We start from the raw sequence: 17,791 nt of genomic DNA on the forward strand, positions 1-17,791 counted from the left end.
ATAGAGAGAAGCGTTATGAAGATAGGCGTACCTAAAGAAATTAAACCTCAAGAAAACAGAATAGGACTTACCCCTGAAAGCGTGAAAACTCTTACTTCAGAGGGACATGAGGTAATTGTTGAAAACAATGGTGGATTTGAAGCAGGCTTTGATAATGAGCAATACACTAATGTTGGTGCAAAAATTGCTAATAGTGCTGCTGATATTTTTAATGATGCAGAAATTATAGTTAAAGTTAAGGAGCCTCAAAAAGTTGAGGTAGATATGATTAGAGAAAATCAAATTGTATACACTTATCTTCACCTTGCTGCTGCAAAAGAGTTAACCGAAGGACTTATTAAATCTAAAAGTATTAATATCGCATATGAAACAGTAACTGATGATAATGGTAGACTGCCATTACTTGCACCAATGAGTGCCGTTGCTGGCAGAATGTCTGTTCAAGCTGGAGCACACTGTCTAGAGAAAAATCAAAAAGGAAGAGGGCTTTTGTTAGGTGGAGCCCCAGGAGTTCCTGGTGGAACAGTTGTTATTTTAGGTGGGGGAGTTGTAGGTGAAAATGCTGCAGTAATTGCAACTGGCATGCAAGCTAAAGTTCATATTGTTGATAAGTCTGAAGCAAGATTAAAACAACTTGTTGAAATGTTTGGAGATAAGATAATTCCAGAACAAAGTGACAAAATAGATTTAAATAAATTAGTTTCAGAAGCAGATCTTTTAGTTGGAGGAGTTTTAATTCCAGGAGCAGAAGCTCCAAAACTTGTTACTAAAGAAATGATCAAGTTAATGAAACGTGGTTCTGTTATTGTTGATGTTGCAATTGATCAGGGTGGCTGTGTAGAAACCAGTAAACCCACAACGCATGGTGAACCAACTTATATTGTTGACGATGTAGTTCACTATTGTGTAGCAAATATGCCTGGTGGAGTTCCGAGAACTTCCACAATAGCACTAAACAATGCAACTTTACCTTTTTTAGTTAAACTTGCAAACAAAGGTTATTCAAAAGCATTAGGAGAAGATAAAAATTTTTTAGCTGGATTAAATGTTCATAAAGGTCATGTAACTTATAAAGCAGTTGCAGATGTATTTGGACATGATTATGTTGCACCAGAAGAGGCAATAAAAATCTAATTAAATGGAAAAAACTTTACCAAGCAGCACAAAGGTTGTTGTAATTGGTGGTGGTGTTGCCGGTTGTTCAGTTGCTTATCATTTAGCAAAATTTGGGTGGAAAGACACAGTTCTTCTTGAAAGAGATCAATTGACTTCAGGAACTACTTGGCATGCTGCAGGATTAGTAGGCCAATTAGGTGCAACTGCAACAATTACAAAGCTTAGAAAATACTCACTAAATCTCTATAAAGAACTTGAAAAAAAAACTGAACTGTCGACAGGACTTAAACAAAATGGTGCAATTACAGTTGCCAGTTCAAAAGAGCGACTTCAAGAGTTATTAAGACAAGCAACATCTGCACAACTTTTTGATGTGAATGTTGAAGTTTTGGATAAAAAAAAAGTCAAAGATTTATATCCAGTAATTAATGACCAGGATATTTTAGGTGGTGTTTATATGCCTGAAGATGGTCAGGCAGATCCTGTCGGAGTTACTAATGTTTTGGCAAAAGCTGCAAAAATGGAAGGAGTAAAAATTTTCGAAAAAACACCAGTTAATAAAATATTAGTTAAAAATAAAAGAATTACAGGGGTTGATACTGTAAATGGAAAAATAGATTGTGAATACGTTGTGCTTGCTACAGGAATGTGGTCCAGACAAATTGGTGAAGATATTGGAGTAAGCGTACCATTATACCCTAATGAACATTTCTATATCATAACTGAACCTATGAAAGATCTTCCTAAAAATCTTCCTGTTCTTAGAGATTATAATGATTGTTTATATCTAAAAGAAGATGCTGGAAAAATGCTTGTTGGTATTTTTGAACCAGGTGCCAAAAATGCATTTAAAGACAAAGGTATTGTCCCAAATGATTTTTCTTTTGGAGAATTTCCAGATGATTTTGATCATTTTGAGCCATACTTAAAAAAGTCTTTTAAAAGACTTCCAATATTAGAAAATGCAGGAATAAGAAAATTTTTTTCAGGACCAGAATCTTTTACACCTGATACTCAATATTTGTTAGGAGAAACTCCTGAGGTTAGTAATTTATACACGTGCTGCGGATTTAATAGTATTGGAATTGCAAGCTCAGGTGGCGCAGGTAGAGTTACAGCTGAATGGATGATTAATGGTTACATGAATGAAGATTTATATTCATTAGATATTAAAAGATTTCAAAAATTTCATTCTTCAAAAAAATTTATAATGAATAGGGTAACAGAAACTTTAGGTGATCTTTATGGTATGCACTGGCCTTATAAGCAACACAAGACTTCACGAAATCAAAGGTTACTTCCATATCACGATGAGTTAAAAAAAGCTGGTGCTTGTTTTGGTCAATCAGGAGAATATGAAAGACCAATGTGGTTTGCTTTAGATGGCTCTGAATCAGAATATGATTATAGTTTTAATTATCAAAATTGGTATCCATCTGTTGAATTTGAGTGCAAAAACACAATAGAAAACGTTGGTTTGTTTGAACTTTCTCCTTTTTCAAAATATGAAATTAAGGGAGAAAAAGCCTACGAAGAATTACAAAGGTTATGTACAGCTAATATTAAAAATGAAATTGGAAAATGTACATACACACATATGCTTAATGAAGGTGCGGGTATTGAAACAGACTTAACTGTAGTTTGTATTGATAGCAATCATTTCAGAATTATTAGTTCAGCTGCAGTAAGGACTCACGATAAAGCACATATTCTAAAACACTTATCAGGTGATGTTGAGTTTAAAGATGTGACAGATGAATTAATATGTTTAGGAATTTTTGGACCAAAGAGTAGAAACTTATTATCAAAAATTACTAATGAAAATCTCTCTAATGAAATTTTTAAATTTGGGACAAGTAAAAATATTAATTTAGGATCAAAAAATGTATGGGTTCAAAGATTATCCTATGTTGGTGAATTAGGTTATGAACTTTATATAAAAAAAGAAAATGCAAAAGAAATATATGAATTAATCGTTAATACTGGAAAAGATTTTGGTATTAGTCATTGTGGTGCCCATGCAATGGATATAATGAGAATGGAAAGTGGTTTTTTACATTGGGGACATGATATTTCTCCTGAAGAAAATCAGTATCAGGCAGGTTTAAATTTTGCAATTAGTTATAAAAAACCATTTGATTTTATCGGAAAAAGTAAATTGTTAAGTATCAAAGATAAAATCATTAACAAAAAATTTGCAATGTTTGTTTTAAAAGACAGCAAACCAGGTATTCCATTACTACTTCATGAAGAACCAATATATTTAGAGGATAAAATTATTGGAAAAACAACATCTGGAAATTATTCATTTAATTATAGTAAGAATTTATCATTTGGATATATAAGTTGTGATATTTCTAATGAAAATTTAAAAAACAAAAATTTTTATATCGAAATTGAAAAAATAAAATATCCAGCTAATTATTTACAAAAACCTTTAAAACAACGAAATTTTAAATTTATTTAATGAAAATTATTAATTTGTTATTTACATAAATAGTTGATTAAATAAAGCTATGACAAAAAATAATAGAGAAATTAATTTATTTGATATATCTCAAATTAAAAATCGAAACAAAAGATCTGATAAAATAAAAACAACAAATATAAATATATTGTTAAATAGAGTGACTATTTCAAGAAAAACAGAATTCAAAAAAAAAATAATTTTCTTATCTCTTTTAATACTAAGTGTAAGTATAGTAGGTGTTATTTATTTGATATAATTAAAACTTGGTTCTTAAAATCTATTTAATTTGTTTATTGAAACATAAAAGAAATCTATTATAAATCAACGATAATTACTTGGCAGGGTAGCTCAGTTGGTTAGAGCGCAGGACTTATAAGCCTGAGGTCAGTGGTCGTTATCCTTGTTCAGTGTAAGTTAATTTACATCTTCATTCATCTTGGCACACTCTAGGCACAACAAGGAATATTAAAACAGTGACAGCGGGAAATTAAACTATTTTTTTAATTTAATTTTTCTTCTAAAAACAATTGTATACATATCAATTGGTTTCTTATTACAATATTGAATGTGTTCTAAATATTTTTCTTTTTTAAAACCCAGAATCTTCATCATTTCAACAATAGTTGTTGGTGATAATTTCCACCACGTATCATAATTTAAATTTGGATTACTATTTCTTGGTAAAAATTTTGTTAAAGAATTTTTCTTAAAGTATTTACTCGATATAGACTTAGTAATATTGCTAATCTTAATTTTGTTCTTACTAGAAACTGTTCCCATATCATCTATAAGGTCTGAAATAATCATCTTTTCCTTAACTTTTGAACTCATCATTTGAAGTGCTAAAAAAGGATTTTGAATATGCAGAAGTACTGAAGCGACAAGACCATAGTCATGTATAGAGGTTGACTCAGGTAAATTTTTTATATGAGTTTCTATAATTTTTGCTTTAGATTTATGCTGTTTATGTGCAAACCAAAATGCGTTTCTAACTTTAGATAATTCTTTCATTCCTTGAATTTGTTTTTTTTTCCAGTCTTTATTAGCGTGGGGTATTGTGTCCCATTTGTCTTTTTTGATAGATAAGTCTATGCATGTCATTTTAGCACCTAAAGATTCAAGATAAAATGTAATGTAGCCACTTGCTGGTCCAAGTTCTAAAATTTTTTTGTTTTTAAAATTACAATTTCCAAGTAATTTGTTAATATTTTTTCTAAGATCGAAAGGACCTTTTGTGGGTTTTATAATTCCTGGAATTTCTTGTACCGTATAAAAAGAACAATTTTTTGGTATTTTTTTAATCATAAGAAGGTTTTTTTATATTGATTGACTTTTAATTAACTGTTTAAGACGATGTATTATAACTCTTAGTATTTGCATAGATAGTTTATTTATAAGATTTGCTTCATAACAATATATTATTTATACATAACCATTCCCACTCAACAACAAACCCAGAACCACGGTCCCTAAAAGTTTTTTTATAATCTCTAAACGTTACCATAAATCCTGACACACTAAAAATGCATAAATACCTGACACACTCCTGGCACAGTAAGAAGGAAAACAAGGCAAATACTTGATTGCACAAAAAAATAAAACTATTATAAATCAACGATAATTACTTGGCGGGGTAGCTCAGTTGGTTAGAGCGCAGGACTCATAAGCCTGAGGTCAGTGGTTCGATCCCACTTCCCGCTACCATTTAAAAAATTAATTATAATTTTTCATAATTTTTTTAAGTTTATTAAGATTCATTGTTTGATTAAGAGGCAGCGTATTATTGATATTAGTTTTTATCTTTTTTACTTTTTTATTGTACTTTTTTGCGAATGAGTAAACTGATTGTGATTTGCCGCCAATATTTATAACACCTTTTTTATTTAATACTTTGGGCAAAATTTTTACTAAATCTTCATGAAACATAAAATTTGTTTTTAGATTAGAAAAAGCTTCTTTATGAGCAAAAGGTTTTTCAGTCATAGTAATTCTTAATATTAGAGAATTTTTATACATTGCAACTGAACATTCACCTCCTAATTTTGATAAGCCATAATTGTTAAATGGTTTAACAGGGTCTTTTTCTGAATAATTTCCTTTTTTACCTTCGTACACATATCCAGTTGAGAAATATATTAGTTTTATCTTATTTTTTTCACTAGCTTTGGTTATATTTGCTGTTCCAATTATATTCAGATCGATACTTTTAGAAATATTTTTTTCATGAATATTCATTGGTCTTGATAAGGCAGCACAATGAATGATGATTTTTGGATTAATTTTTTTAATTAATTTATCTATAGATTTAATGTCTAAAATATTACATTCTTTTTTTGAGGCAAAATAAAAATTAAGAAATTTGTTATTTTTTTTTAGAACATTAGCAAATCTGCCATTACCTCCTGTGACTAAGATTAATTTTTTCATTTTAAAATGATTTTTTTAAAATCTTTAAAACCTAATCCTTTTTGATCTTTTTTTGAAACCACCATCTTATTTGACGGCCATTTAATATTCAAATCCTTGTCATCAAATTTTATTGCAATTTCACTTTGGGAATTTCGGTATTTAGTGCAGCTATATATGATATAATTTTCATGATCTAAAGCTTGAAATCCATGAGCAAATCCTGGTGGTATAAAAATTGATTTTGAATTTTTTTCACTTAGAGTGCATGAATAATACTTACCAAAAGTTTTTGAGTTTTTTCTCATATCAACAGCTACGTCAAAAATTTTACCCTTCAATACAGATACAAATTTACCTTGAGAATTTTTTCTCTGTAAGTGAAGCCCTCTAATTACATTTTTTTTAGAAAATGACATTACTAAAAAAGGGAATTTTTTATTAATCTTGTTTTCTCTTATCAATTCTTTGAAATACCCTCTTTTATCCTTGTATTGATCATTTCGAATAATAAATAAATCTTTAAATTTAGTTTCAATCATTATTTAAGAAATTATTTTTTTTAAGTAATTTGAGTACTGACAATTTCCATAAAATTTAATTGAATTTTTAATTTCTTTTTTAGTTATCCATTTGTTATTAAGTGAAATTTCCTCAAGACAGGCAATTTTAAAACCTTGTTGGTTTTCGATCGCAGAAACAAAATTACTAGTTTTGTAAAAATCTTCTATAGAGCCTGTATCCAGCCATGCCCCACCTCTACCTATAAATTCAGCTGATAACGTATTATTTTTTTTATATTTATTTAATAAATCTATAATTTCCAACTCATTCCTTTTTGAGGGTTTTAGCTCTTTAGAATATTTAACAACATCTTTATCAAAAAAATAAAGACCAGTAATTGCTAAATCAGAAAAGAAATTTTTAGGTTTTTCTTTAATAGATATTATTTTTCTTTTCTTAATTTTAGCCACCCCAAATTTTTGTGGTTCCAAAACTTTGTGCAGAATAATTTTTGCTCCTTTGCTTATTTTAATACATTTATGAAGCATTGCTGATAAAGACTGGCCATAAAAAAAATTATCTCCTAAAATCATAGCTACATCTTGGTTATTTATAAACTTTTCACCTAAAATAAATGCATCTGGAAGTCCTCTTGGCTCATCTTGTTCTTTATACTCAATGTTTATGCCTAATCTTTTTCCATCAGGAATAATTTTTTTATATTGTTCTAGTTGACCTTTATTAACAATAATCAAGACATCTTTTATTTGTGCTAACATCAAAATCGAAAGTGGATAAAAAATTAATGGTTTGTCATAAATCGGGAGTAACTGTTTATTTACAGCTTTTGTCAATGGACTCATTCTTGTACCCATTCCTCCTGCTAAAATAATTCCTTTTTTAATCATTATTACCAAGTCTTTTTAAAATATCCTTTTTGGATAGAGTAGAATAATATTTTTTATTGTCATAATACCAATTAAAAGTTAATTTAATCCCTCTTTCGAAATCTATTTTAGGTTTCCATTTTAATTTTTTTATTATTTTATTACTGTTTAAAGCATATCTGGTATCATGACCGGGTCTATCTTTAACAAAATTAATTTTAACTTTATCACCTATAGAAGATATTTTTTTTGATACTTTAATTAGCTTATTACAAACTTGTAAATTATTAAGATTTTTATTTGATCCTATATTATAAAATTCTCCAATTTTACCTTTTTGAAAAACTTTTAAAAGCGCTTCACAGTGATCCTTTACATAAATCCACTCTCTTGAGTTTGTGCCTTTGCCATATATAGGTAAAGGTTTATTATTTAGAATATTATATATAAGTTTAGGAATTAATTTTTCTGGATGTTGTTTAGGGCCGTAATTATTTGAGCAATTAGTTACTATTGCCCTCAGATTATAAGTTCTAATATATGAACTTACCAGATGATCTGATGCAGCTTTACTTGCTGCATAAGGGGAGCTTGGTTGATACGGATAATTTTCTGAACTTCTTCCGTTTAGAATATCACCATATACTTCGTCAGTAGAAATATGAATTAATTTACTTTTAAATTTTTTTGTAAATTTTTTAAAACATTCTAATAAATTATAAACGCCAACTATATTACTTTGAATAAAATTTTGTGGATTATCTATAGAACGATCAACATGGGTTTCAGCTGCTAAATTATAAACACAAACAGGCTTATATGTTGTTAAAATCTTATAAATTTTTTTATTATTTATGTCACATTTAATAAATTTATAATTTTTTGAACTTTTAAATTCATTCGTATTATAAAAGTTTGATGAGTAGGTAATTTTATCAATATTGATTATAAAGTATTTTTTTTTAATCAAAAGATCTATCAAATTACTACCAATAAAACCCAAGCCACCAGTGACAATAATATTTTCCATAAATTTAATTATTTTTACATTACTAAAAACTATTAGTATAGTGGATAAACTCTTTGATATGACAATATCTTTACAAAATTTATCGGTTGTGATTGTTAGTTTTCATAGTGAAGATGTAATTCATGATTGCATTAAATCTATAATAGATAAAATAAAAATAATTGTAGTTGAAAATTCAGGTAATAAAGAATTTGCCAGTAAAATAGAAAATCAATACAAAAATGTAAAATGTATTTTATCATCTAAAAATCTTGGTATGGGTGCTGGAAATAATTTAGGATTAAAATATATTAAGACAGACTATGTTTTAATTTTAAATCCAGACGTAATTTTAAAAAATGATACTCTTGAAGAGATAATAATTGCCTCAAAAGAAATAGATACTTTTGGATTAATAGCTCCAATTTCTGATAATTTAAAATTTCCCAATTATAAATTTAATAAAAAAAACAAATTAACCAACAATTTTGATCCATTTGAAGTTGATACTGTAGATGGTTTTGCAATGATATTGAACCTTAAAAAATTAAAAAAAATAGATCAGTTCAAAGATAATAATTTTTTTGATGAAAATATTTTTTTATATTTAGAAAATGATGATCTTTGTAAAAGAATTAGGAAATATGAAAATATATTTATTGTACCAAAATCTAAAATTAATCATTTGGGAGCTAGTGGTGTAAATAAAAAATATAGCGAACAAATTGAACTTTCAAGAAATTGGCATTGGATTTGGTCAAAGTTTTATTTCAATAAAAAACACTATGGTTTTATAAAAGCATTTTTTGAGTGTTTTCCATCATTTTTATCTGCAATATTAAAAGTACTATTTTACTTTTTAATTAATAGTAAAAAAAAAGGAATTTATCTTCATAGGGTTCTAGGATTTTTAAATGCTTTACTTGGAAAAAAATCATATCATAGACCTAAAATAGATAATTAGTGGCCAGGAAAATTAATTAAGTTTTCAACTTTATAATTATTTTTAACTAAATTATCTGAACCACCTAAATCAAATAGATTAATTACAAATATAAATGCAGCAACTTTACTTTTAGAAATCTTTACTAATTTGGCAGCTGCTTCAGCAGTTCCACCTGTTGCTATTAAATCATCTACAATTAATACACTATCATTTTCGTCTAAAGAATCTTTGTGAACCTCTATTGTTGCTTTTCCATATTCCAGTTCAAAATCAACCGAATGAACGTCAGCTGGTAATTTATTTTTTTTTCTAAGCATTATAAATGGTTTTTTTAAGATGTATGAAACTGCTGATGCAAATACAAAACCACGAGATTCTATAGCTGCAATTTTGGTAAATTCATATTTTTTTGATCTTTCAACTATTTGATCAATAGTTTCTGCAAAAGCACTTTCATCTTTAATCAAAGTAGTAATATCCCTAAAAAGAATTCCTTTTTTAGGATAATCTGGTATTGATCTAATATATTTTTTTAAATCCATTTTTTATGAATAAATTATTTGTTGCAGCTTTGAAAGAAGAAACTGTTGGTTTAAATTATTTTTATTATATTGGAGTAGGAAAGGTTAACGCCACTTATAATTTAACTAAATTAATTCATGAACATAATCCATCAGAAGTAATTAATTATGGTACCGCAGGAAATATTAAAAAAAATTTGTCAGGTCTTGTCGAGGTAACAAAATTTTATCAAAGAGACATGGACGTTAGAGGTTTATTAGATATTAAATTAGGTGAAACACCATTTGATGATATTAATGAAATACTTAATTCTAATGAAGGATATTCTTGTGGAACTGGAGACAGTTTTGTTAATAAACAAATTGAAATGGATGTAGATTTAGTTGACATGGAGGCTTACGCTCTTGCAAAAGTTTGTAAACTTGAAGGTATAAAGTTTAGATGTTTTAAATATATTTCAGATAACGCAGATGATAGTGCTTCAATTGATTGGATAGAAAATTGCAAGAAAGGTGCTAAATTATTCCATACTAAGACTAACAATTTCTAGTTTAGCGATTATATTTTTTCATTGAAAATAGTGCTAATATCTATATCAAGACTTTTTTAAAATTAATTTAGATATGACTAAAGTTGGTGAACATATTACTCTAGATATTATTGGTACCACAAAAGAATACGTTCCTTCATTATATGAAAAAGTAATTCAAGACATTGCAAAAGCTGCAAAAGTTGAAATTCTTAATATTTCAAAATACAAGTTTGAACCACAAGGTTTTACTATTTTAGCTTTATTAGCTGAAAGTCATATCAGTTTTCATACATTTCCTGAAAAAGGAATAATTAGTTTTGATTTTTTTACATGTGGAAAAGTAAATCCATCTGTTGCAATTGATATTATAAAAAAAGAATTTGTTCATAAAAGAATTGTTAAAAAAGAATTTAATAGAGATACAAAATCTCTTTATCATGACATTTATAGCTCACCAGGATTACAAAAATCATATGTGGTAAATGATGTTCTTGAAGATTTTAAATCAAAAGTTGGTCAACATATTGAAATTTTAGAATTAGAACAATTTGGTAAATCATTATTTATTGACGGTGAAATACAAGTTGCTGCAACTGATGAGCATTTATACAGCTCTACATTTGTTGGAGCTGGTCTTAATTTAAATAAGAACAATGAAAGAGCAGCTATTATTGGTGGTGGTGATGGCGGAGTAGCAAGAGAATGTATATCTAAAAATTTTAATTTTATTGATTGGTTTGAACTAGATCCAGAAGTTGTAAATGTATGCAATAAACATCTTGGTGATATTGGAAAAAAAGCAACTGAAAAAAATTCTGTAAAATGTGTTTGGGGTGATGCTTTTGAAAGTATTAAATTGGTAGAGGATGATACTTATGATCATATTTTTGTAGATCTTAATGACGATCAATTCTGTATAGATCTTGCTGCTAAAAATATGGATTCGATGATTAGAATTTTGAAACCAAAAGGCGTAATTACCGCTCAAGTAGGAAGTCAAGACAAAAAGCCCAAACAAGTTGATAGTTGGCTAAATGTATTTAACCATCATTTTGGAAATACTAAATTATCTAGAGTTTATGTTCCAAGTTTTGATTGTTCTTGGAATTTTTCATCATCAATAAATCATTAATTTTTCTTTTTAAATTATTAAATCTGTGAAATAATTACTTCAATTTAAAGGAGAAAATAATGAATATATTTAAAAAAACTATTTTAACACTTCTTGCTTCCTTGTTAGTTATCGGAAATGTTTACGCTGACAAAGTAAAAATTGGAACTGAAGGTGCTTATCCTCCATGGAACTCTAAAGATGCTTCAGGTAATCTTATAGGTTTTGAGGTTGAGTTAGCACAAGAACTTTGTGCAATCATGAAACATGAATGTACTATTGTTGAACAAGATTGGGATGGAATGATTCCAGCTTTGTTAATGAGAAAGTTTGATGCGATTATGGCAGGAATGTCAATTACAGCTGAAAGACAAAAAACAATTACTTTTTCTCAAGGTTATGCTGATGAAGTAGCATCACTTGCAGTAATGAAAGGTTCAAGTTTAGAGGGAATGGATACCCCAGAAGGTATTAATTTATCATTAGGTGGATCTGATGTTAAAAAAGCTCTTAAAACTTTAACAGGTGCACTTGCTGGTAAAACTGTTTGTACACAAACAGGAACAATTCACCAAAACTTTTTAGAATCGGGTGACGTTGGAAGTGTGAATGTTAGAACTTATAAAACTCAAGACGAAGTAAACTTAGATCTTACATCTGGAAGATGTGATGTTGCCTTAGCTGCAGCAGTTGCATTTACAGATTATGCTGACAAATCAGGTAAGCCAGTAGTACTAGTTGGACCAACTTTTTCAGGTGGTGCATTTGGTAATGGTGTTGGTGTTGGTATTAGACAAGGTGGAGATGACGCGATCGGAAAAAGAGACGCTAAACTTCTAAAAGACTTCAATAGAGCAATTAATACTGCTAGAAAAAAAGGTATTATTAGCAAACTTGCCATTAAACACTTTGGTTTTGATGCATCTATGTAATTAATTTCAGATTTGGCGACTATAATATATAGTCGCCAATCTATATGGAACTTCTAGCATTTGGTAAAACTGGTTGGGGTGACGAATTATTTTACGCAACCCTGATGACAATAGCTGTCTCTATCACAGCAATGTTTATTGGATTTTTTTTCGCACTAATATTTACACCCTTAAAATTATCTAAGTATAAATCTCTAAATTTAATTGGAAATTTTTACACGACAGTTATTCGAGGTGTCCCTGAACTTTTAGTAATTTATCTTTTCTTTTTTGGTGGAAGTGGAGCGATTATGTATGTTGCTTCAATTTTTGGATATTTTGAATATATAGAGATTAATGCTTTTATAACTGGCTCAATGGCAATTGGAATTATTTCAGGTGCTTATTCAACAGAAGTTTTTCGTGGAGCAATACAATCAATAGACAAAGGTCAGTTTGAGGCTGCTAAAGTATTAGGAGTAAGTAAATTTGCGCAGTTTTATAAAATAATATTACCTCAAATGTTAAGACTAGCTATTCCAAACTTGAGTAATGTTTGGCAAATTACATTAAAGGATACTTCTCTTATTTCAGTTACAGGGTTGGTTGAAATCATGAGACAATCTTATATTGCAGCAGGATCTACTAGAGATCCATTATTCTTCTACTCATTTGCTGCAGTTTTATATTTATTATTAACTTATTTAAGTATGAAACTAATCAATAGATTAGAAGCTAGATATAGCAGGGGGTATTAATGGATTTTGAATTAATGTTCACTAGCTTTCCAAAATTACTAGGTGCAACGGTTGTTACTCTGAAACTTTTATCTGTTTCTTTATTCTTTGGTTTGTTTATTGGATTGTTGTTTGCAATTTTAAGATTAAACAAAAATATATTCATTAATAAATTTGCTTATGGATATTCTTATGTCTTTAGAGGCACACCTTTATTAGTTCAGATTTTTATTATTTATTTTGGTTTAGGACAAATAGAGTATCTAAGATCAACATTTCTGTGGGTTATTTTAAAAGAACCTTACTGGTGTGCAATTATAGCCTTCACTTTAAATACAGGTGCTTATACATCAGAGATATTAAGATCAGCATTTCAAACAATAAAACCTGGTATTATTGAAGCGGGTAAAAGCTTAGGAATATCAAACAAAATAATATTCTATAAAATTCAAATTCCAATAGCGATTAGACAATCACTGCCTGCTTATGGAAATGAAATAATATTAATGATGAAGGGCACTTCTTTAGCTAGCACAGTTACATTAATGGACTTAACGGGTGTTGCTAAATATATTATTTCAACAACCTTTAAGCCAATAGAAGTTTTTATTGTTGCAGGTGGAATTTATTTATTCATGACTTTTATTATTCATAATCTCATTAAATACTTAGAGAAAAAATATAGTTTTCAACAATAAAAATGTTTTTATCTGAAAAACAAATTAAAGATTATCAAATAGATGGTGTGATAATTATTAAAGATATTTTTAAAGATTGGATAGAGCCATTAAGAAAAGGTTTCCAAAAGGTTTTAGATAATCCCAGTAAGCATGGACGAGAGAATGTAAATGATAGTAATGGTAGATTTTTTGAAGATTATTGTAATTGGGAAAGAGTAGAAGAGTTTAAGGATTGTATTTTTAATTCACCTGGAGCTCAAATTGTTGCAGAAGCAACTAATTCTAAATCATCTCAAATTTTTCATGAACATATATTCATAAAGGAACCAGGCACTTTTAAAGAAACACCTTGGCATCAAGATATGCCTTATTATTGTGTTGATGGTAATAATTCAGGAAGTTTTTGGATACCATTAGATGAAGTTGATAATAAAAATAATCTAAAATTAATTATAGGTTCTCACAAATGGCAAAAATTAATTAGACCCACCAAATGGTCTAATAATCAATCTTGGTATCAAAATGATAATTCTTTTATGGATTTACCTTCATCAGAAGAATTTGAAAAAAATATTTTAATCCCAGAACTTAATTTAGGTGATGCAGTGTTGTTTAATTTTAAAACTGTTCATGGCTCCACAGGAAATAATACTTCTAAATCTCGAAGAGCATTTTCAATGAGATTTATTGGTGATGATATAAAGTATATTGATAGAGGAGGGCCTACTTCGCCACCATTTGATGGAATTAATTTAAAAACTGGAGATATAATGAGAGAAGATTGGTTTCCTAAAATTTTTAGTAACTAGTATATTCTTTAATCTCTTTAATAACTGATCCAGTATGATTGTTAATCTCTAATTTAATTTTGGCTCGATCATCATTTAAAAAATGAACATCTCTAGATAATCTTATAAATTTTTCACCAAAATCCTTATTTTTTTCACAATCTCTTTTATCGTCTTCTATCACCCATAATCTCGAATTTATTTCTTTTAAATCTTGGAATAATTTTTCTATTTTTTCATCTGTTTTAACATTTTTTTCTAACTGTTCTTTTAGAATCGAATGTTCATTAGATATAAATTTAAGTTTTTCAGGATCTTTAATTTTTTCTTTTTTAATTTCTAGAATAGAAATTTTGTCTAATAATTCACCTACAGATACTTCAACTAGAATTTTATTCATTAAAAAATATACTATGTTAAGTTGTTATAAATATGTCTAATATTTTAATTATTAAACACGGTTCTTTGGGTGATATAGCTCAAGCATGTGGGGCAATTCAAGATATTTCTGAAAATCATAAAGATGATGAAGTTCATTTGTTAACAACCAAACCATATTTTGATCTATTTAAAAAAAATCCACATATTTCCAATGTTATTTTGGATAAGAGATTACCAAGATTTAATCTGATTTATTTATATTCATTGATGAGAAATATTAAGAAATACAAATTTTCCAAAGTTTACGATCTACAAAACTCTAGTAGAACAGCTTTTTATAAAAGAATATTATTTCCTAAAGCTACAAGAGACACATGGTCGTCTACTGAAACCACATTGCCAGTGGGATCTACAAAAGAAGATTTTGATAAAGACTCAGTTTTATCTAGGTTTAATCATCAGTTAAAAAGCTCTGGAATTAATACCATCCAAACCCTAAGCCCTGATTTTTCATGGAGCCCATCAGATATATCTCAAATAAAAAATTATCATCAATTGGAAAAATATATTGTTCTTTTTCCTTTTTGTTCACCTCATTTAACTTCAAAGAAGTGGCCTTATTATAATGATTTGATTTCTATGATTAACGAAAGATTAGAAAATAAATTTAAAGTAGTTACTGCACCTGGACCAGGAGAAATTAAAGATGCATCAAGTATTAATGCCCTTTGTGTTTTAGACAATGGAAAAGCTTTAGACATTTCTCAGTTAGCAGCGTTAATTAAAGATAGTTCATTTGTTGTTGCAAATGATACAGGTCCTGCTCACATGACAGCACATCTAGGATCAAAAGGAATTGCTTTATTTGGATCTCACACAACTCCTTTTAAAGTAAGTATTGAAAGAGAAAATTTTAAAGCAATACAAGCTCCAGAGTTATCAAAATTATCACCAGAAAAAGTTTTTGAAAGATTGTCTGAAATTATTTCTTAATTTTTTCTACTACTCTTAAAAATATAGGAACAGTGAAAAGTATAAAGAGCAATCTTATTATATGATGAAAAGCGACAAATTCTGGATCTAGATCAAAAGCAATTGCTATTACTGCTACCTCATAAATTCCACCAGGACTAAAAGATAATATTAAAGTTAAAATATTTGTATCAACAAAAAAAGTTGCAACATAAGCTGCAAATAATCCCAAAGCTACTAATATAGTTGTTGCAACAATACTATGAAGTGAATTATTAGCTATTTCTTTAACAGTTTTTTCTGCAAATCTACACCCAACCGAAGAACCAAGAATTAGTAGACAAAAATTTACAGTTTCATCTGGTAATTTATATGATGCTATATCTGTAATTTGCAACAAACCACTGGCAAATAATGTACCAGAGAGCAAAGCTGCTGGAACTCTAATTTTATCAAAAACAAAAATAAAAAATAACGATACAAAAATAAGTAAAATTAAATTTAAATGATTTTGAGCTAAATAATTGAAGTCATCATTTAATAAAACATCGTTGCCAGTGTTATTTACTATAATAAATGGAATGACAGTTATTATGATGATTAATCTTATTAAGTGTGAAGTTGCAACTTGAGATAAATCTGTTTTTTCATTTTCAGCTAAAATCATTAAAGGACCTAACGCTCCAGGAGCTGCTGAAAATATTGAAGCTTTTTCACCATAACCTGCAAATTTTTGTAAGTATTTAGCAACAATTAAAATACAAATTATTATATAGATTAGCATAATTAACGAAGTCCAAATCCAATTACTTATTTGATTAAATAAATTTTGATCTATGTAATTTCCAATATGCAAACCTAAGATTATCAAGATAAAGCTTAATACAATTTTAGGCATGATTATTTTTAAACCTGATAATGCAGCAATTGATGTGACTATCATTGGGCCCAAAAACCAAGCTAGAGGAATATTAAAATAATCAGCAATAATTGCACTAGGAAAAGAAATTATTAAAACAGAAATAAATTTTATTGTGAAAATTTGATTGATTTCTTTTAACATTATTGAGTTTTAATTAAATTCTTTTCAATTTTAACTCTAGAGGATCTAAGAACATTTAGAAAGCTAATACAGTTTTTTTTATTAAAATTAGAAATATGACCTGCAATAGTTAATGCACCAAGAATTTGATTTTTTTTTCTAAATATTGGAACCGAGATAGATGCCATTTCTGAATCTCTATCTCCAAAAGTCATAGCATATCCATTTTTTAATACATCATCCTTATCTTTGATTTCTAAATTATTATAAGCTGACAAGACATGACCACTTGAACCTTTGTTTATAGGTTTTTTACCTCCAATAACCTCTTGGTGTCTTATTGATTTATTGGGTGAACTTGATTGGATACATACTCTTACGTCATTTTGTCTAACAAAAAAACTGGCTGTCTCTTTTGTTTTGGATGATATGAAATCTAATTCAGCTTTAATAGAATTTTTTAAATTAAAACTACTCTCATAAATTTCAAATAATCTTGGGATTGTATGACCAATTTTAAATTCACCACTTTTTATTTTTCTAATGTATCCAAAATTTTCAAGAGATTTAGATATTCTTGAAATTCTACTTTTATGATCTCCAGTAATATTAGCTATTTTAGTTATAGTTAAAGCCTCATTTTTTTCGGTAAAGCAATTTAGAATTTCTAAAGCTTTGTTTACCGCATCAACACCAATAACATTTTTATTAGATTTCATAATTATTCTATTAAATAGAATAACATGTTCTATTAAACAGAACAATAACATTATTATT

At 28.2% G+C, this 17,791-nt stretch carries 20 protein-coding genes and 1 tRNA gene; 12 read left to right on the forward strand and 9 right to left on the reverse strand.

From position 1 onward, the window contains the following. Positions 1-15 precede the first annotated feature (15 nt). Genes ald through F754_RS0102510 form a run of 3 tightly spaced genes read left to right on the forward strand, consistent with a single transcriptional unit; the run spans position 16 to position 3,842 of the window. Positions 16-1,134 (forward strand): alanine dehydrogenase, encoded by a 1,119-nt coding sequence (gene ald / locus F754_RS0102500; RefSeq protein ID WP_023648343.1) that lies wholly within the window; start codon positions 16-18, stop codon positions 1,132-1,134. 4 nt (positions 1,135-1,138) lie between these two features. Then, complete coding sequence (locus tag F754_RS0102505; RefSeq protein WP_023648344.1) at positions 1,139-3,583, forward strand: FAD-dependent oxidoreductase; 2,445 nt, start codon at positions 1,139-1,141, stop codon at positions 3,581-3,583. A gap of 49 nt (positions 3,584-3,632) precedes the next feature. Next, entirely contained in the window at positions 3,633-3,842 is a 210-nt protein-coding gene (locus F754_RS0102510) for a hypothetical protein (RefSeq protein ID WP_023648345.1), read from the forward strand. Between the two features lie 236 nt (positions 3,843-4,078). Here the strand turns inward: F754_RS0102510 and F754_RS0102520 are convergent, their stop codons facing one another. After that, positions 4,079-4,891 carry a hypothetical protein gene (locus tag F754_RS0102520; protein WP_023648346.1) on the reverse strand — a complete coding sequence of 271 codons (813 nt, stop codon included), beginning with the start codon at positions 4,889-4,891 and terminating at the stop codon, positions 4,079-4,081. A gap of 322 nt (positions 4,892-5,213) precedes the next feature. Here F754_RS0102520 and F754_RS0102525 point away from each other — a divergent pair. Beyond that, a tRNA-Met gene (locus tag F754_RS0102525) sits at positions 5,214-5,290 on the forward strand. A gap of 9 nt (positions 5,291-5,299) precedes the next feature. Here F754_RS0102525 and F754_RS0102530 read toward each other — a convergent pair. From F754_RS0102530 to rfbB, 4 genes are read right to left on the reverse strand one after another with little or no spacing between them, the layout of a single operon-like run. Then, positions 5,300-6,013, reverse strand: a complete 714-nt coding sequence (locus F754_RS0102530) for a sugar nucleotide-binding protein (protein WP_023648347.1) — start codon at positions 6,011-6,013, stop codon at positions 5,300-5,302. Continuing rightward, complete coding sequence (gene rfbC / locus F754_RS0102535) at positions 6,010-6,534, reverse strand: dTDP-4-dehydrorhamnose 3,5-epimerase (protein ID WP_034390982.1); 525 nt, start codon at positions 6,532-6,534, stop codon at positions 6,010-6,012. Before rfbC ends, F754_RS0102530 begins: the two co-directional genes overlap by 4 nt. Before the next feature lie 3 nt (positions 6,535-6,537). Beyond that, positions 6,538-7,404 (reverse strand): NTP transferase domain-containing protein, encoded by an 867-nt coding sequence (locus F754_RS0102540; RefSeq protein ID WP_023648349.1) that lies wholly within the window; start codon positions 7,402-7,404, stop codon positions 6,538-6,540. Continuing rightward, entirely contained in the window at positions 7,397-8,413 is a 1,017-nt protein-coding gene (gene rfbB, locus F754_RS0102545) for a dTDP-glucose 4,6-dehydratase (RefSeq protein ID WP_023648350.1), read from the reverse strand. The genes F754_RS0102540 and rfbB overlap by 8 nt, the downstream gene beginning before the upstream one ends. Positions 8,414-8,471: 58 nt before the next feature. On the opposite strand from rfbB, the gene F754_RS0102550 reads away from it, so the two are divergent. Continuing rightward, positions 8,472-9,356 carry a glycosyltransferase gene (locus F754_RS0102550; RefSeq protein ID WP_023648351.1) on the forward strand — a complete coding sequence of 295 codons (885 nt, stop codon included), beginning with the start codon at positions 8,472-8,474 and terminating at the stop codon, positions 9,354-9,356. Here the strand turns inward: F754_RS0102550 and F754_RS0102555 are convergent. Next, entirely contained in the window at positions 9,353-9,880 is a 528-nt protein-coding gene (locus F754_RS0102555) for an adenine phosphoribosyltransferase (protein WP_023648352.1), read from the reverse strand. The two genes, F754_RS0102550 and F754_RS0102555, sit on opposite strands and share 4 nt — an antisense overlap. 5 nt (positions 9,881-9,885) lie before the next feature. Here F754_RS0102555 and F754_RS0102560 point away from each other — a divergent pair, with 5 nt between their 5' ends. From F754_RS0102560 to F754_RS0102585, 6 genes are all read left to right on the forward strand, one after another. Further along, positions 9,886-10,410: a 5'-methylthioadenosine nucleosidase gene (locus F754_RS0102560; protein ID WP_023648353.1), complete on the forward strand. Its 525-nt coding sequence runs from the start codon at positions 9,886-9,888 to the stop codon at positions 10,408-10,410. A 73-nt stretch (positions 10,411-10,483) separates the two neighbouring features. Further along, complete coding sequence (gene speD / locus F754_RS0102565; RefSeq protein WP_023648354.1) at positions 10,484-11,524, forward strand: adenosylmethionine decarboxylase; 1,041 nt, start codon at positions 10,484-10,486, stop codon at positions 11,522-11,524. 59 nt (positions 11,525-11,583) lie between these two features. After that, positions 11,584-12,435: a transporter substrate-binding domain-containing protein gene (locus tag F754_RS0102570; RefSeq protein WP_023648355.1), complete on the forward strand. Its 852-nt coding sequence runs from the start codon at positions 11,584-11,586 to the stop codon at positions 12,433-12,435. Positions 12,436-12,479: 44 nt separating this feature from the next. Next, entirely contained in the window at positions 12,480-13,172 is a 693-nt protein-coding gene (locus tag F754_RS0102575; RefSeq protein WP_023648356.1) for an ABC transporter permease subunit, read from the forward strand. Then, positions 13,172-13,849, forward strand: a complete 678-nt coding sequence (locus F754_RS0102580; protein ID WP_023648357.1) for an ABC transporter permease — start codon at positions 13,172-13,174, stop codon at positions 13,847-13,849. The genes F754_RS0102575 and F754_RS0102580 overlap by 1 nt, the downstream gene beginning before the upstream one ends. A 2-nt stretch (positions 13,850-13,851) precedes the next feature. Further along, positions 13,852-14,640: a phytanoyl-CoA dioxygenase family protein gene (locus F754_RS0102585; RefSeq protein ID WP_023648358.1), complete on the forward strand. Its 789-nt coding sequence runs from the start codon at positions 13,852-13,854 to the stop codon at positions 14,638-14,640. Here F754_RS0102585 and F754_RS0102590 read toward each other — a convergent pair. Next, the gene (locus F754_RS0102590) at positions 14,630-15,019 is read right to left on the reverse strand and encodes a DUF6165 family protein (RefSeq protein WP_023648359.1); all 390 of its coding nucleotides are present in this window, start codon (positions 15,017-15,019) and stop codon (positions 14,630-14,632) included. The two genes, F754_RS0102585 and F754_RS0102590, sit on opposite strands and share 11 nt — an antisense overlap. Positions 15,020-15,051: 32 nt before the next feature. Between F754_RS0102590 and F754_RS0102595 the strand changes: the two genes are divergently transcribed. Continuing rightward, entirely contained in the window at positions 15,052-15,993 is a 942-nt protein-coding gene (locus F754_RS0102595) for a glycosyltransferase family 9 protein (protein WP_023648360.1), read from the forward strand. Here the strand turns inward: F754_RS0102595 and F754_RS07570 are convergent. Both F754_RS07570 and F754_RS0102605 read right to left on the reverse strand, forming a co-directional pair. Beyond that, positions 15,983-17,035, reverse strand: coding sequence for an AbrB family transcriptional regulator (locus F754_RS07570; RefSeq protein ID WP_023648361.1), 1,053 nt, complete (start codon positions 17,033-17,035; stop codon positions 15,983-15,985). The two genes, F754_RS0102595 and F754_RS07570, sit on opposite strands and share 11 nt — an antisense overlap. Then, positions 17,035-17,736: a helix-turn-helix domain-containing protein gene (locus F754_RS0102605; RefSeq protein ID WP_027303442.1), complete on the reverse strand. Its 702-nt coding sequence runs from the start codon at positions 17,734-17,736 to the stop codon at positions 17,035-17,037. The genes F754_RS07570 and F754_RS0102605 overlap by 1 nt, the downstream gene beginning before the upstream one ends. Between the last annotated feature and the right edge of the window lie 55 nt (positions 17,737-17,791).

Origin of the sequence: Candidatus Pelagibacter ubique HTCC8051 (genome assembly GCF_000472605.1) — a bacterium.
In the GTDB taxonomy this organism is placed as follows: domain Bacteria; phylum Pseudomonadota; class Alphaproteobacteria; order Pelagibacterales; family Pelagibacteraceae; genus Pelagibacter; species Pelagibacter communis_B.

Bases quoted from the DNA above. Each gene is read 5' to 3' on its own strand.
- ald (WP_023648343.1), top strand. From the start codon at position 16: ATGAAGATAGGCGTACCTAAAGAAATTAAACCTCAAGAAAACAGAATA.
- F754_RS0102505 (WP_023648344.1), top strand. From the start codon at position 1,139: ATGGAAAAAACTTTACCAAGCAGCACAAAGGTTGTTGTAATTGGTGGT.
- F754_RS0102510 (WP_023648345.1), top strand. From the start codon at position 3,633: ATGACAAAAAATAATAGAGAAATTAATTTATTTGATATATCTCAAATT.
- F754_RS0102520 (WP_023648346.1), bottom strand. From the start codon at position 4,891: ATGATTAAAAAAATACCAAAAAATTGTTCTTTTTATACGGTACAAGAA.
- F754_RS0102530 (WP_023648347.1), bottom strand. From the start codon at position 6,013: ATGAAAAAATTAATCTTAGTCACAGGAGGTAATGGCAGATTTGCTAAT.
- rfbC (WP_034390982.1), bottom strand. From the start codon at position 6,534: ATGATTGAAACTAAATTTAAAGATTTATTTATTATTCGAAATGATCAA.
- F754_RS0102540 (WP_023648349.1), bottom strand. From the start codon at position 7,404: ATGATTAAAAAAGGAATTATTTTAGCAGGAGGAATGGGTACAAGAATG.
- rfbB (WP_023648350.1), bottom strand. From the start codon at position 8,413: ATGGAAAATATTATTGTCACTGGTGGCTTGGGTTTTATTGGTAGTAAT.
- F754_RS0102550 (WP_023648351.1), top strand. From the start codon at position 8,472: ATGACAATATCTTTACAAAATTTATCGGTTGTGATTGTTAGTTTTCAT.
- F754_RS0102555 (WP_023648352.1), bottom strand. From the start codon at position 9,880: ATGGATTTAAAAAAATATATTAGATCAATACCAGATTATCCTAAAAAA.
- F754_RS0102560 (WP_023648353.1), top strand. From the start codon at position 9,886: ATGAATAAATTATTTGTTGCAGCTTTGAAAGAAGAAACTGTTGGTTTA.
- speD (WP_023648354.1), top strand. From the start codon at position 10,484: ATGACTAAAGTTGGTGAACATATTACTCTAGATATTATTGGTACCACA.
- F754_RS0102570 (WP_023648355.1), top strand. From the start codon at position 11,584: ATGAATATATTTAAAAAAACTATTTTAACACTTCTTGCTTCCTTGTTA.
- F754_RS0102575 (WP_023648356.1), top strand. From the start codon at position 12,480: ATGGAACTTCTAGCATTTGGTAAAACTGGTTGGGGTGACGAATTATTT.
- F754_RS0102580 (WP_023648357.1), top strand. From the start codon at position 13,172: ATGGATTTTGAATTAATGTTCACTAGCTTTCCAAAATTACTAGGTGCA.
- F754_RS0102585 (WP_023648358.1), top strand. From the start codon at position 13,852: ATGTTTTTATCTGAAAAACAAATTAAAGATTATCAAATAGATGGTGTG.
- F754_RS0102590 (WP_023648359.1), bottom strand. From the start codon at position 15,019: ATGAATAAAATTCTAGTTGAAGTATCTGTAGGTGAATTATTAGACAAA.
- F754_RS0102595 (WP_023648360.1), top strand. From the start codon at position 15,052: ATGTCTAATATTTTAATTATTAAACACGGTTCTTTGGGTGATATAGCT.
- F754_RS07570 (WP_023648361.1), bottom strand. From the start codon at position 17,035: ATGTTAAAAGAAATCAATCAAATTTTCACAATAAAATTTATTTCTGTT.